Here is a 13014-nt window from a genome sequence, read left to right as displayed (position 1 = left end):
TATGTTACCAAGAAAAAAAACAAAAATAGTCGCAACCTTAGGACCGGCTTGTAGCACCAAAGAAATTATTAAACAAATGATTGAAGCAGGTGTGAATGTTTTTAGAATCAATTTTTCGCATGCAGATTACTTTGATATCGAAGACAAGGTGCGAATTATCCGAGAACTGAACGAAGAGTTTCAATACAACACCTCGATATTAGCCGATTTACAAGGACCCAAATTGCGCGTAGGTGTGATGAAAGACGAAGTGGTTCTTAAAAAAGGCGACATCATTACTTTTTCAACTAAAGAAGAGTTTTTAGGAACAGCCGAAAAAGTGTATATGACCTATAAAAGCTTTCCGCAGGACGTGAACCCCGGAGAAAGTATTTTGCTTGATGACGGCAAACTGATTTTCAACGTTTTGGATACCGATCGCGAACACGAAGTGAGAGCGATTGTGGTGCAAGGCGGGCCTTTGCGTTCCAAAAAAGGCGTTAATCTACCCAACACTAAGGTATCGTTACCGGCATTGACCGAGAAAGATATTAAAGACGCTTTATTTGCCATTAAATTAAGTGTGGATTGGATTGCCCTTTCGTTTGTTAGAACAGAAGACGATTTGGAAGATTTGCGTTTATTGATTGAAGAACATTCGGATCACAAAATTCCGATTATCGCAAAAATAGAAAAACCCGAAGCAGTGGCAAACATCAACAAAATTGTTTCGCATTGCGATGGATTAATGGTGGCACGTGGCGATTTGGGTGTAGAAATTCCGGCGCAGGAAGTACCGCTCATCCAAAAACAATTGGTGCACAAGGCCAAATATGCACGTATTCCGGTTATAATTGCCACTCAAATGATGGAAACCATGATTACCAGCCTAACTCCTACTCGTGCAGAAGTGAACGACGTTGCCAATTCGGTGATGGATGGTGCAGACGCGGTAATGCTTTCAGGCGAAACATCGGTGGGTAATTATCCGGTGCAAGTTATTGAACGAATGACACAAATCATCAACAGTGTGGAAGATTCCGATTTAATTAAACTACCGGTGAATGATCCAAAAATAAAAACCAAACGCTTCATTACCAAATCAATCTGTTTCCACGCTGCCATTATGGCAAATGATATCGAAGCCAAAGTAATTAACACTTTGACCAATTCTGGTTATACAGCGTTCCAAATTTCGGCTTGGCGACCAAATGCACACATTTTGGCTTATACATCAAACAAACACATGCTAACGCAGTTGAGCTTGCTTTGGGGCGTTACTGCTTTTTGGTATGATAAATACGAAAGTACCGATGTGACGATTGAAGACATTAACCAAATTGCTAAAGAAAACAATTATGTGCAACCAGGCGATTACACGATTAATTTAGCTTCGATGCCCTTGATTGAAAAAGGAATGGTAAACACGATTCGAGTTTCTGAAATTGAATAGCAAAATTATCATTACATAAACAAAAAGTCATTCTTAACCGAGAATGGCTTTTTATTTTTTATTCGAAAAACACCAAGTGATCTGCAGGTTGCTACCCAAAAAGTTAGCTATTTTCAACTCCGGGAACTGTAAAAGGAAGTTCTTTAAGCCATGCTACTCCAAATTTTTGTGTTAATTGTTTGGCTATTTCTCTGTTGTTTTCTTCCGCTCGTTTTAAATCTGTTGGTAAAACTACGCAACTTTCAAACCGAAAACCAACTGCAAACTTATTTTTAAAAGAAAGAGCACTCTCGGAGTTGCTGTGGTCTGCAATTCCAAATAAAATAAAACTTACCGGAGTTTTTATTGTATCTCCTTTAATTGTTGATACACTGTGGGATTTTTGAGTTAATTTATAATCTTGGCTGTAAATGTTTAAGCTTACAAAGAAGATAAGTATTACTATAAGTTTCATAACCGGTTGTTTTTGATTGTTGTTATTTTATAAAAATACTAAAAAATATATTTGCTTAACAAGCAAATTGAATGTAAAGAACGAAAAAATATAAAAATGAAACCTTATAGTATAATTTGTTTTTTGCGGAAGGTTCATTTTACAAAAGGGATTACTTTCGGTAAGTTCGGATGAAGCCTCGGGTGAAGTGAAAATCCTTTTTTGTGAGGAACGAACAAAAAGATTGAAACAGAAAGCCCGATCCGCCCGGCGGAATTGTCCGAAATAATAAAAAAAAGAAAAGCCTCGAAAAATCGAGGCTTTTGTGTATAAAAGGTTGAAATTACTTTTTCTTTTTTGCTCCTTTTTCTGCTTTTGCAGCTTCTTGAGCAGCTTTCATAGCCGCACGAGAGATACGAACTTGAGCAACAACTGTGTTGTCTGGGTGTAACAATTTAAAGTTTTCGGTTGGCAACTTTGTAACGTATAATTTGTTACCCATTTCCAATTCGGTGATATCCGCCTCTACGAAATCTGGTAAGTTTGCCGGTAAAGCGCGCACTTTTAATTTGCGTTGGTTTAAACGCAATACACCACCTGCCATTACACCTTTAGAGTTTCCAACTACTTTTACAGGAACTTCCATAGTGATTTCTTTATCTTCGTGTAATTGGTAGAAATCGATGTGTAAAATTTTGTCTGATACTGGGTGAAATTGGATATCTTGTAGAATAGCATCAATTTTTTTACCACCTAAATCAATTGCAACTGTGTGTACGTTTGGAGTGTACACCAAGTTTTTAAACGCTTTTTCTTCAGCTGTAAAATGCACTGGTTGTTCTCCTCCGTAAACTACGCAAGGAACCAATCCAGCATTACGTGCGGCTTTTGTAGCTACTTTGCCCACGCTTTCTCTTTCTTGTCCTTTAATTGAAATTGATTTCATTTTGAATATATAAAAATTAATAAAAAATTACATGATAAATTTATCGCTGATTGATGTGTTGTTTTGCACCATGTGCATCACGTCTGCGAATAATTCGGCACAGCTTAATACGCGTATTTTGCTGCTTTGTTTTTTTAACGGAATAGAATCGGTAACGATCAATTCGGTTAGTGATGAGTTTTCTATTTTTTCGTAGGCATTGCCTGATAAAATGGCGTGTGTGCAAATTGCTCGTACGCTTAATGCGCCACGCTCGATCATTACATCGGCTGCTTTTGCAAGAGTGCCGCCTGTATCAATCATGTCATCTACTAAAATTACGTTTCTACCGGTTACGTCTCCAATAAGCTCCATGGTGTCTATTACATTTGCTTTTTTGCGTTGTTTGTAACATACCACTACTTCGCTTTCTAGATATTTTGCATAGGCATAAGCGCGTTTAGAACCGCCCATGTCTGGTGATGCAATGGTTAAATTATCTAAGCCCAATGATTGCACATACGGCAAGAATATGGTTGATGCATATAAGTGATCTACTGGTTTTTCAAAAAAGCCTTGTATTTGGTCTGCGTGCAAATCCATAGTCATTACACGGGTTGCTCCGGCTGTTTCTAGCATTTTTGCTACTAATTTAGCACCTATTGGCACGCGTGGCTTGTCTTTACGATCTTGACGCGCCCATCCAAAATAAGGAATTACAGCGGTAATGTGACGAGCCGACGCACGTTTGGCAGCATCGCACATTAACAATAATTCCATTAAATTATCTGCACTTGGAAAGGTAGAGCATACTAAGAACACGCGTAACCCGCGGATTGATTCTTCGAATGAAGGCTGAAATTCACCATCGCTGTAATGCGAAAAGGTGACTTTTCCTAGCTCTACTCCGTAATGCTTGGCCATTTTTTCTGCTAATTCTTTACTCTGCGAACATGCAAACACTTTTGCTTCAGGTTCAAAGTAACTCATTGTTGCTTAATTTAGTAGTTATTATTGCTTGTTGTATTGTGGGTGCAAATTTAGAAATAATTTTGATGCTGCTCACATTTTTTTAGATTTTTATTTGTTTTATTTGAAAATGTACTTACATTTGCAATCACAATTTCAAGCAAAAAGCCTGAGTGGCGGAATTGGTAGACGCGCACGACTCAAACTCGTGTTCTTCGGAGTGTGGGTTCGATTCCCACCTCAGGTACAGAAAGCCCAACTGGAAAGTTGGGCTTTTTTTATGTAGTTATCCAAACACTTTGAGCGTTTGTGGCATCGAGCACTTTTAGATTCAAGGAACGATGAAAGTTCATTGCCATTTTAAATGCGTCTTCTTTGTTGGTTGTCTTATAAAAAGTGATTCGATTGCTGTTTTCATAAAATAAATTCACTTCATATATTTCTTCGCGCATGACTGTGGAAGCGGTAGCCACGCTGATTCTTTTACCTTCTGTGGTTTTAAAAACCGATACATAATCAAAAACAGGCAAAGGCTTCCATTTGCCCACGTGGATTGCAAAAACGGACTGTATATTTCGATATTGCTGGGTTTGAAAATCAATTTGCGAGCCTTCGGTTTTCATCAAACCAAAACCAATTACCGTAAATAGTAATCCAAAAAATATATTTTCATAAATTAAAAAATACAATCCCGACAGGAACAATAAAAAGGAGATCAAATATTTTGTAAAAGGCACTTTTCGCAGATAGGTGATTCGATGCATGGTTGATGTTTTAAGCATTTTTAATAATTTCTAAATTTAATTTAAAACTTTAATTTTATCTATCAATTTAAAACAAAAACACTTTAAAAAATAAATAAAAAGTATATTTGTTTGAAAATCAAATAATTTGTTGTATATTTGTGCTTTATTTACAACACAGGCTTCTGCCTATTGCCTTTTCTGAATAGTTTAAAGCATTTTTTTCTCTCAGTTTTTGCTTTTTTTCAGCTGCCACCAATACCATAATTTATGAACCACATAACTGGCAATCTGAAAACGATTATTTTTCATGAAAAATGTATTCAATCATAACGTTGATATTTCATTTGATTTATATTAAATGGTACAAGCACATTTCGCTTGAAACTTTTACGATTTATAAATTACGTTTTTTATGATTTAATAGAATCAAAAAAATTTAATACCAGCCCACGGGCACAATCTATTATGACTTTTAAAGAATTACATATCATACCCAATATCCTAAAAGCTGTAGCAACAGCAGGATATACTAATGCAACCGAAATACAGAAACAAGCAATCCCTCCTATTTTAAACGGAAAAGATGTGATTGGTTGCGCACAAACAGGTACCGGAAAAACAGCATCATTTGCTATTCCTATTTTACAACTACTTAGCCAAAAAATACCAACCCATAAAAATGCTATTCGTGCACTGATTTTAACACCCACTCGCGAATTAGCAATACAAATAAGCGATAATTTCAGCACCTACGGAAAATTTCTTCCTGTAAATCATTTGGCAATTTTTGGTGGCGTACCGCAAAGCAACCAAGTAAAACAATTAAACAAAGGAACCGATGTGCTTATTGCCACACCCGGACGGTTATTAGATTTAATGGCGCAAGGATGCATCAATTTGCGTTCACTTGAAATTTTTGTACTTGATGAAGCCGACCGAATGCTAGACATGGGTTTTGTGAACGATGTAAAGAAAATTCTAACTAAAATACCCACTAAAAGACAAAGTTTGCTTTTCTCTGCTACTATGCCTAAAGAGATACGAAATTTTGCGTACAGCTTTCTTCAAAATCCAACAGAAATTAGCGTAACGCCTGTTTCTTCTACCGCGCAAACCGTTCAGCAAGGGGTTTATTTTGTAGAGAAACCAGAAAAACTAAATCTATTGGTTCACATTTTGCAAGAGCAATCTATTGAGCGTACTTTAATTTTTGCCCGCACAAAATACGGCGCTGATAAATTGGTAAAACAGTTAAAAAGAACGGGCATTCATGCAGCCGCTATTCATGGTAATAAATCGCAAAATGCCCGCCAAAAAGCGCTAGAAGATTTTAAAAACAACCGAATTCAGGTTTTAATTGCAACTGATATTGCTGCTCGCGGCATTGATATAGACGAACTGCCGCATGTTATCAACTACGAGTTACCCAATGTTCCCGAAACCTATGTGCACCGAATTGGACGTACTGGCAGAGCAGGAAATTCTGGCACCGCCGTTTCATTTTGCGATGACGAACAAAAGAAAGACCTAAAAAACATTCAAAAACTAATTGGGTTTACCATGTCAGTACTAACTGTTGCAAACTAAAAAACTATTAACAAACTTAAAAAATAACGATAAAATATGGCCGATTCTTTTTCTAAAAAAGAAAATAATAAGAAAAAAACAAAAAAATTACAAGACAAACAATCACGACGCGAAGACCGTAAAACCAACAATAATAAAGGCAAAAGCCTCGACGATATGATTGTATATGTTGATATAAACGGAAATTTCACATCAGTACCGCCTCATCTTCAAAATAAAGAAGAAGATCTGGCAAAAGCACAAAAAAACGCAAAAAATCAAGCAGTTGATGAAAATGCTGTTTTCACGGGTATTGTAACTTATTTAAGCGACAAAGGCTTTGGTTTTATTACAGAAGACAAAACTGGCGACAGTATTTTTTTCCATATAGGTCAAACAACAATCGCAGTGAATAAACACGATAAAATTAGTTTTAAAAAAGAAATGACCCCAAAAGGTTTCCGAGCAATCGACTTGGAAAAGTAAACGAATAATTAATTTAATATATAGAAATGATGCACGAAGGCACAGTAAAATTTTTTAATGAATCTAAAGGATTTGGATTTATTTCACAAGCAAATGGTGATGAAGATATTTTTGTTCACACAAGTGGCTTGTTAGACAGAGTACGCGAAAACGATTTAGTTGTTTTTGACATGGAACAAGGAAGAAAAGGGATTACAGCAATAAATGTAAAAAGAAAATAATACCTGTTTTATTTTATCTAAAAGGATATACCCAAAAAGTATATCCTTTTTTATTTTTAAAATTGATAAACCATTGCATTTACATTCATACCAGCGCCTACAGATGCAAACAAAACCACATCACCCTTTTGAATCTTGTGATGTTCTAATTCATCATTTAAAATCATAGTAAGTAAAGAGGGAATTGTAGCCACACTGCTGTTTCCTAACTTATGAATCACCATAGGCATTATATCTTTTGGCACAGACCTATTGTATAACTTATAAAACCGATTTACGATTACTTCATCCATTTTCTCATTCGCCTGATGAATAATGATTTTACAAAGTTGTTCTATATTAAAACCACTCGCATCAAAACACTTTTTCATTGCACCAGGCACATTTAAAAGAGCAAATTCATAGATTCTACGCCCTTCCATCTTGATATATCTAATATTGTCAGAACTTTCTATATTAAACGATTTACCAAAATAGAGATAATCTTTCTCCTTAAAAGTAAATGATGCAGATAAATGCGATTGCACACCTAATGAATCTGTACTTAATTCTAAAATTGCGGCGCCTGCACCATCGGCATAAATCATACTGTCGCGATCGTGAATATCAACAACTCGTGAAAGGGTTTCTGCACCTATTACCAAACAGCGCTTTGCAGTCCCAGCTTTAATAAATGTATGAGCTTGAATCATTCCTTCAATCCATCCAGGACATCCAAAAACCAAATCATATCCCACACAGTAGTTATTTTTAATCTGCAATAAGTTCTTTACGCGCGATGCCAAACTTGGTACCATATCAGATTGAATAGTTCCAAAACGAACATCACCAAAATTATGAGCAAATATAATATAGTCTAAAGTTTCTGGATCAATCCCAGCATTCTTAATCGCTTGCTGGGCTGCAAAAAAACCTAAGTCCGAACTTACTTGACGTTTATCGGCATAACGCCTTTCTTCAATACCAGTAATTTCCTTAAGCTTATCTGCAATAATTGCATTGGTTTGTTGTAAAGCCACCCCGTTTTCATCCAAAAAATCGTGATCATCAAAAAAAAGGTTGGTAATAGTTTGCGAAGGAATGTAATTTCCCACGCCAATGATTCTGCTTGTCATTTAAAAAATTTTGTGCTTTACAATCTATCTAAATAAAAATAAATATTCATAAAGTAATATTAGTAAATATACAACTTTTTTCACAAAAAAACTTAACATAAAAAAACAAAAATAATTTAAGCATTTTTAATATATTTACTAAACAAAAACGTATCATTATGAAAAAAGACGAATTAAAGAAAAAACTAAAAACTCAAAACAAACAGCTTAAAAAACAAAAATCTATTATCAAATCATACAACAAACTTTTAGGCGAATACGAAGACTTAGCCAAACGCATGAAAAAAAGCATTAAACGCTTTGAATCGTTACTAGAAGATATCGAGGTAGAAGAAGAGTTAACCGACGAAGAAATTGATCAAATCATGAATCAATTCAATGAATTAGGCGAAGATGATCTTGATATGGATCTAGATAATTCTGAAGACACACAAGAAAAATAGTAAAATCCTCTCTATGGGGATTTTTTTTATTTTAGCAAAAAAATCAAAATGAACAAAAACCCACTTTCGGTAAACGAAGCAATAAAGAAATTAGAATATTATTGTTCGTATCAAGATCGGTGCTACAAAGAAGTTATTGCCAAATTAAAAACGCTGGGAATGTTTCAAACCGCCATAGACCACATCCTTACCCACTTATCTGAAAACAACTTTCTAAACGAAGAACGCTTTGCAAAAAGCTTTGCGCGCGGCAAACACAAATTCAAACATTGGGGCAAACGCCGCATAGAACAAGAGCTGAAATTCAGAGATATTTCCTCACACAACATTAAAACAGCTTTAAAAGAAATAGAAACCGATTATTTAAACAATTTCTACAACCTAGCCGAAAAAAAATGGCAATCCCTCACCGACACTTCTCTCGAAAAGAAAAAACGTAGATGGACCGATTATCTTTTACGCAAAGGCTATGAAACCCACTTAATATTTGATTTTTTGAAAGACTTAAGTAAATAAACACTCTTTTTTAAAAAACATAAGGGCAATCCCTTCCACTAACGTTTCAGGTCGGACTTTCCGCCGTCGCTTTTGTTTTTTTGCAAAAAACAAAGAGCTCCAACAAGGCTGCAATCCCTATTGCTGGGTGTTTGATGTGGGATGTTAGGTGTTGGGTGTTGGGTATTGGGTGTTTGAAATTGATATTTGATATTGATGTTTGATATTATTGTTTGATGATTATAAAAATTTGTAGTTAAAGGTTTAAAGTTTCAAGTTTAAGGTTTGATACGGGATGTTGGATGTTGGATGTTGGATGTTTTAGATTTGATTCTTTAAAAGATGAATTGCGTCGGGCTTTAGCCTGATGTTATTAAGCAATAAGTAGTTGGCTTTAGCCACATTTTATGTATAATGTAAATTGTATTACTGTATATTGTAAAAAATCTGAGTTAATCTGTGAAGCTATGGTTAATTTGTTTAAGGTTTCAAGTTCTCTTAAATCAATTGCCTCGAACTTTAGTTCAATGGTTATGGTTTAAATTAACAATTGGCTTTAGCCACATTTTATGTATAATGTAAATTGTATTGCTGTATAGTGTAAGAATAAAATCGGTGCAAATCTCTGCTATCTGTGGTTAAAACGTTTAAAGTTTAAGGTTTGAAGTTTGAAGTTTGATGTGAGATGCTGGGTATTACAAAGATCCTTGCAAATCTGTGTCATCTGTGGTAAAATAAAAAAGTCCCTTACATTTCTGTAAAGGACTTCTAAAAAAAAGGCGGCGACATACTCTCCCACATGAAAATGCAGTACCATCTGCGCTATCGGGCTTAACTTCTCTGTTCGGAATGGGAAGAGGTGAGCCCCGATGCTATAACCACCTTAAATCTTTGTTTAAGGTTTAAAGTTTTTTTTGTTTTAGGTTTTAACCTTGAACGTTAAACTTTGAACTTTAAACGCCACGCCAATGGCGGGCTAATATTGTTAACATATTTTCGATACTTTTTTTTGTAGATATTCCAGTCTTAATACTTAATACTTAATACTAAAATCTTAATACTATTCTTTACAAAGCAACTTCCAGAGCACATAAGCATACGGGCTATTAGTACTACTCGACTATGACATTACTGCCTTTACATCTATAGCCTATCAACGTTGTCATCTCCAACGACCCTTTAAAGAAATCTCATCTTGTGGTGGGTTTCGCGCTTATATGCTTTCAGCGCTTATCCCTTCCCAACGTAGCTACTCAGCGATGCACCTGGCGGCACAACTGATACACCAGAGGTTGGTCCAATTCGGTCCTCTCGTACTAGAATCAGATCCACTCAAATTTCTAACGCCCACAGTAGATAGAGACCGAACTGTCTCACGACGTTCTGAACCCAGCTCGCGTGCCACTTTAATGGGCGAACAGCCCAACCCTTGGGACCTTCTCCAGCCCCAGGATGTGACGAGCCGACATCGAGGTGCCAAACCCCCCCGTCGATATGAGCTCTTGGGGGAGATCAGCCTGTTATCCCCGGCGTACCTTTTATCCTTTGAGCGATGGCCCTTCCATGCGGAACCACCGGATCACTATGCTCTACTTTCGTACCTGATCGACTTGTAGGTCTCTCAGTCAAGCTCCCTTTTGCCATTGCACTCTACGCACGGTTACCAAGCGTGCTGAGGGAACCTTTAGAAGCCTCCGTTACTCTTTTGGAGGCGACCACCCCAGTCAAACTACCCACCAAGCAATGTCCCCCGCATAGCGGGGTTAGATCTCAGATAAGCAAAGGGTGGTATTTCAACAATGACTCCACAACGCCTAGCGACGCCGCTTCATAGTCTCCCACCTATCCTACACATCACTTATCCAAGAACAATACTAAGCTATAGTAAAGGTGCACAGGGTCTTTTCGTCCCACTGCGGGTAATCGGCATCTTCACCGATACTACAATTTCACCGAGCTCATGGCTGAGACAGTGTCCAGATCGTTACACCATTCGTGCAGGTCGGAACTTACCCGACAAGGAATTTCGCTACCTTAGGACCGTTATAGTTACGGCCGCCGTTTACTGGGGCTTCAATTCAATGCTTCTCCGAAGATAACATCTCCTCTTAACCTTCCAGCACCGGGCAGGTGTCAGGCCCTATACGTCATCTTACGATTTAGCAGAGCCCTGTGTTTTTGATAAACAGTCGCCTGGACCTTTTCACTGCGGCCATCACGCCTTGCGGCGGATGGCGACCTTTCTCCCGAAGTTACAGGTCTATTTTGCCTAATTCCTTAGCCATGAATCTCTCGAGCACCTGAGGATACTCTCCTCGACCACCTGTGTCGGTTTGCGGTACGGGTTCTAATAATCTAAGTTTAGAAGCTTTTCTTGACAGCCTTTAGGTACACTATCTCTTTGCCCGAAGGCTCCGAGTACTATCGCATTTCTCCATCCTCTACGCATTTTACTATAAAGGATATAGGTACGTGCTTTAACGAACTATTCCGTCAGTTCGCGGTACTTTCACCACTGCGTCACTCCATCACAATTATTACAAGTACGGGAATATTAACCCGTTGGCCATCGACGTCCCCCTTCGGGTGTGCCTTAGGTCCCGACTAACCCACAGCTGATTAGCATAGCTGTGGAAACCTTGGTCTTACGGTGTGCGGGTTTCTCGCCCGCATTATCGTTACTTATGCCTACATTTTCTTTTCTAAACAGTCCAGCAATTCTCACAAATCACCTTCTACCCAGTTTAGAATGCTCCCCTACCACCACGCCTTAGGCGTGGTCCATAGCTTCGGTAGTATGCTTATGCCCGATTATTATCCATGCTCGATCGCTCGACTAGTGAGCTGTTACGCACTCTTTAAATGAATGGCTGCTTCCAAGCCAACATCCTAGCTGTCGGGGCAATCAAACCGCGTTTTTTCAACTTAGCATACATTTGGGGACCTTAGCTGATGGTCTGGGTTCTTTCCCTCTCGGACATGGACCTTAGCACCCATGCCCTCACTGATGAAAATCATTTAATAGCATTCGGAGTTTGTCAGGAATTGGTAGGCGGTGAAGCCCCCGCATCCAATCAGTAGCTCTACCTCTATTAAACTTTTTCAGCGCTGCACCTAAATGCATTTCGGGGAGTACGAGCTATTTCCGAGTTTGATTGGCCTTTCACCCCTACCCACAGGTCATCCGAAGACTTTTCAACGTCAACCGGTTCGGTCCTCCATTTGGTGTTACCCAAACTTCAACCTGCCCATGGGTAGATCACACGGTTTCGCGTCTACCATTACTGACTCATGCGCCCTATTCAGACTCGCTTTCGCTTCGGCTGCGTAACTTAATTACTTAACCTTGCCAGCAACGGTAACTCGTAGGCTCATTATGCAAAAGGCACGCCGTCACCCAACGAATGGGCTCCGACCGCTTGTAGGCGTATGGTTTCAGGTTCTGTTTCACTCCGTTATTCACGGTTCTTTTCACCTTTCCCTCACGGTACTGGTTCACTATCGGTCTCTCAGGAGTATTTAGTCTTGGCGGATGGTCCCGCCGGATTCAATCAAGGTTTCACGTGCCCCGACCTACTCAGGATACCACTATGTATTACATCGCTTACCAATACGGGACTATCACCCTCTGCGGTTCATCTTTCCAGATGATTCTTATTCGCTTTGCATACAATATCGTGGTCCTACAACCCCAAAATTGCCGTAACAACTTTGGTTTGGACTTTTCCGCGTTCGCTCGCCACTACTTACGGAATCACTTTTGTTTTCTTCTCCTCCGCCTACTTAGATGTTTCAGTTCAGCGGGTTTGCTCATCTATCGATGTGACATGTCTTCAACATGCCGGGTTGCCCCATTCGGATATCTACGGATCACCTCGTGTGTGCCGATCCCCGTAGCTTTTCGCAGCTTATCACGTCCTTCTTCGCCTCTGAGAGCCTAGGCATTCCCCATACGCCCTTATTTTGCTTATTGTGCTCTATTTTTTTTGTTTCATGTTTCTTTTTTTAAGGTTTTAAGTTAAACTTGTTACTTTAAAAAAATTTATGACCCAAAAAATGTGCTTTATATTATTTCTAATATCTTTTCTACTTTTTAAATGTATCTCAATATGTCAATGAACTTTTTTTGTTTAATTGTTAAACCGTGTTATCGGTTAACCGCTTAAACAAATCAACGATTAAT

Annotated in this window: 11 protein-coding genes, 1 tRNA gene and 2 rRNA genes; 7 read left to right on the top strand and 7 right to left on the bottom strand. The window is 38.2% G+C overall.

Going from position 1 to position 13014, the window contains the following annotated elements:
• The first annotated feature begins 1 nt into the window (after nt 1).
• Nucleotides 2-1432 carry a pyruvate kinase gene (pyk, locus tag MG290_RS10905; RefSeq protein WP_264561321.1) on the top strand — a complete coding sequence of 477 codons (1431 nt, stop codon included), beginning with the start codon at nt 2-4 and terminating at the stop codon, nt 1430-1432.
• Between the two features lie 103 nt (nt 1433-1535).
• On the opposite strand, the gene MG290_RS10900 is transcribed toward pyk, so the two are convergent.
• The 3 genes from MG290_RS10900 to MG290_RS10890 form a co-directional block, all read right to left on the bottom strand.
• Entirely contained in the window at nt 1536-1886 is a 351-nt protein-coding gene (locus MG290_RS10900; protein ID WP_264561320.1) for an FEKKY domain-containing protein, read from the bottom strand.
• 322 nt (nt 1887-2208) lie between these two features.
• The gene (locus MG290_RS10895) at nt 2209-2811 is read right to left on the bottom strand and encodes a 50S ribosomal protein L25/general stress protein Ctc (protein ID WP_264561319.1); all 603 of its coding nucleotides are present in this window, start codon (nt 2809-2811) and stop codon (nt 2209-2211) included.
• Nucleotides 2812-2838: 27 nt separating this feature from the next.
• Nucleotides 2839-3780, bottom strand: coding sequence for a ribose-phosphate pyrophosphokinase (locus MG290_RS10890; protein WP_264561318.1), 942 nt, complete (start codon nt 3778-3780; stop codon nt 2839-2841).
• A 146-nt stretch (nt 3781-3926) separates the two neighbouring features.
• Between MG290_RS10890 and MG290_RS10885 the strand changes: the two genes are divergently transcribed.
• Nucleotides 3927-4006: transfer RNA gene (locus MG290_RS10885), tRNA-Leu, on the top strand.
• 31 nt (nt 4007-4037) lie between these two features.
• Here MG290_RS10885 and MG290_RS10880 read toward each other — a convergent pair.
• Complete coding sequence (locus MG290_RS10880) at nt 4038-4541, bottom strand: hypothetical protein (RefSeq protein WP_264561317.1); 504 nt, start codon at nt 4539-4541, stop codon at nt 4038-4040.
• 429 nt (nt 4542-4970) lie between these two features.
• Here MG290_RS10880 and MG290_RS10875 point away from each other — a divergent pair, with 429 nt between their 5' ends.
• The 3 genes from MG290_RS10875 to MG290_RS10865 are packed head-to-tail and all read left to right on the top strand — an operon-like array spanning nt 4971 to nt 6778.
• Nucleotides 4971-6092: a DEAD/DEAH box helicase gene (locus MG290_RS10875; RefSeq protein WP_264561316.1), complete on the top strand. Its 1122-nt coding sequence runs from the start codon at nt 4971-4973 to the stop codon at nt 6090-6092.
• 36 nt (nt 6093-6128) lie between these two features.
• Nucleotides 6129-6557 carry a cold-shock protein gene (locus MG290_RS10870; RefSeq protein WP_264561315.1) on the top strand — a complete coding sequence of 143 codons (429 nt, stop codon included), beginning with the start codon at nt 6129-6131 and terminating at the stop codon, nt 6555-6557.
• Between the two features lie 29 nt (nt 6558-6586).
• Nucleotides 6587-6778, top strand: coding sequence for a cold-shock protein (locus MG290_RS10865; RefSeq protein WP_264563202.1), 192 nt, complete (start codon nt 6587-6589; stop codon nt 6776-6778).
• A 56-nt stretch (nt 6779-6834) separates the two neighbouring features.
• Here MG290_RS10865 and MG290_RS10860 read toward each other — a convergent pair whose 3' ends face one another.
• Nucleotides 6835-7893, bottom strand: a complete 1059-nt coding sequence (locus tag MG290_RS10860) for a 3-oxoacyl-ACP synthase III family protein (protein WP_264561314.1) — start codon at nt 7891-7893, stop codon at nt 6835-6837.
• A 158-nt stretch (nt 7894-8051) separates the two neighbouring features.
• On the opposite strand from MG290_RS10860, the gene MG290_RS10855 reads away from it, so the two are divergent.
• Together MG290_RS10855 and MG290_RS10850 are read left to right on the top strand one after the other, a co-directional pair.
• Nucleotides 8052-8336, top strand: a complete 285-nt coding sequence (locus tag MG290_RS10855; RefSeq protein WP_264561313.1) for a hypothetical protein — start codon at nt 8052-8054, stop codon at nt 8334-8336.
• A gap of 48 nt (nt 8337-8384) precedes the next feature.
• Complete coding sequence (locus MG290_RS10850) at nt 8385-8852, top strand: regulatory protein RecX (RefSeq protein ID WP_264561312.1); 468 nt, start codon at nt 8385-8387, stop codon at nt 8850-8852.
• A 753-nt stretch (nt 8853-9605) separates the two neighbouring features.
• On the opposite strand, the gene rrf is transcribed toward MG290_RS10850, so the two are convergent.
• Together rrf and MG290_RS10840 are read right to left on the bottom strand one after the other, a co-directional pair.
• Nucleotides 9606-9717 (bottom strand): 5S ribosomal RNA (gene rrf / locus MG290_RS10845).
• A gap of 201 nt (nt 9718-9918) precedes the next feature.
• A 23S ribosomal RNA gene (locus MG290_RS10840) occupies nt 9919-12803 on the bottom strand.
• Nucleotides 12804-13014: the final 211 nt, after the last annotated feature.

The sequence above is a fragment of the Flavobacterium sp. CBA20B-1 genome (assembly GCF_028473145.1).
In the GTDB taxonomy this organism is placed as follows: Bacteria; Bacteroidota; Bacteroidia; order Flavobacteriales; family Flavobacteriaceae; genus Flavobacterium.
This window is presented reverse-complemented; position numbering and strand designations above follow the sequence as displayed.

Excerpts from the sequence above, each read along its gene's own strand:
- pyk (WP_264561321.1), top strand. The coding sequence starts at position 2 with ATGTTACCAAGAAAAAAAACAAAAATAGTCGCAACCTTAGGACCGGCT.
- MG290_RS10900 (WP_264561320.1), bottom strand. The coding sequence starts at position 1,886 with ATGAAACTTATAGTAATACTTATCTTCTTTGTAAGCTTAAACATTTAC.
- MG290_RS10895 (WP_264561319.1), bottom strand. The coding sequence starts at position 2,811 with ATGAAATCAATTTCAATTAAAGGACAAGAAAGAGAAAGCGTGGGCAAA.
- MG290_RS10890 (WP_264561318.1), bottom strand. The coding sequence starts at position 3,780 with ATGAGTTACTTTGAACCTGAAGCAAAAGTGTTTGCATGTTCGCAGAGT.
- MG290_RS10880 (WP_264561317.1), bottom strand. The coding sequence starts at position 4,541 with ATGCTTAAAACATCAACCATGCATCGAATCACCTATCTGCGAAAAGTG.
- MG290_RS10875 (WP_264561316.1), top strand. The coding sequence starts at position 4,971 with ATGACTTTTAAAGAATTACATATCATACCCAATATCCTAAAAGCTGTA.
- MG290_RS10870 (WP_264561315.1), top strand. The coding sequence starts at position 6,129 with ATGGCCGATTCTTTTTCTAAAAAAGAAAATAATAAGAAAAAAACAAAA.
- MG290_RS10865 (WP_264563202.1), top strand. The coding sequence starts at position 6,587 with ATGCACGAAGGCACAGTAAAATTTTTTAATGAATCTAAAGGATTTGGA.
- MG290_RS10860 (WP_264561314.1), bottom strand. The coding sequence starts at position 7,893 with ATGACAAGCAGAATCATTGGCGTGGGAAATTACATTCCTTCGCAAACT.
- MG290_RS10855 (WP_264561313.1), top strand. The coding sequence starts at position 8,052 with ATGAAAAAAGACGAATTAAAGAAAAAACTAAAAACTCAAAACAAACAG.
- MG290_RS10850 (WP_264561312.1), top strand. The coding sequence starts at position 8,385 with ATGAACAAAAACCCACTTTCGGTAAACGAAGCAATAAAGAAATTAGAA.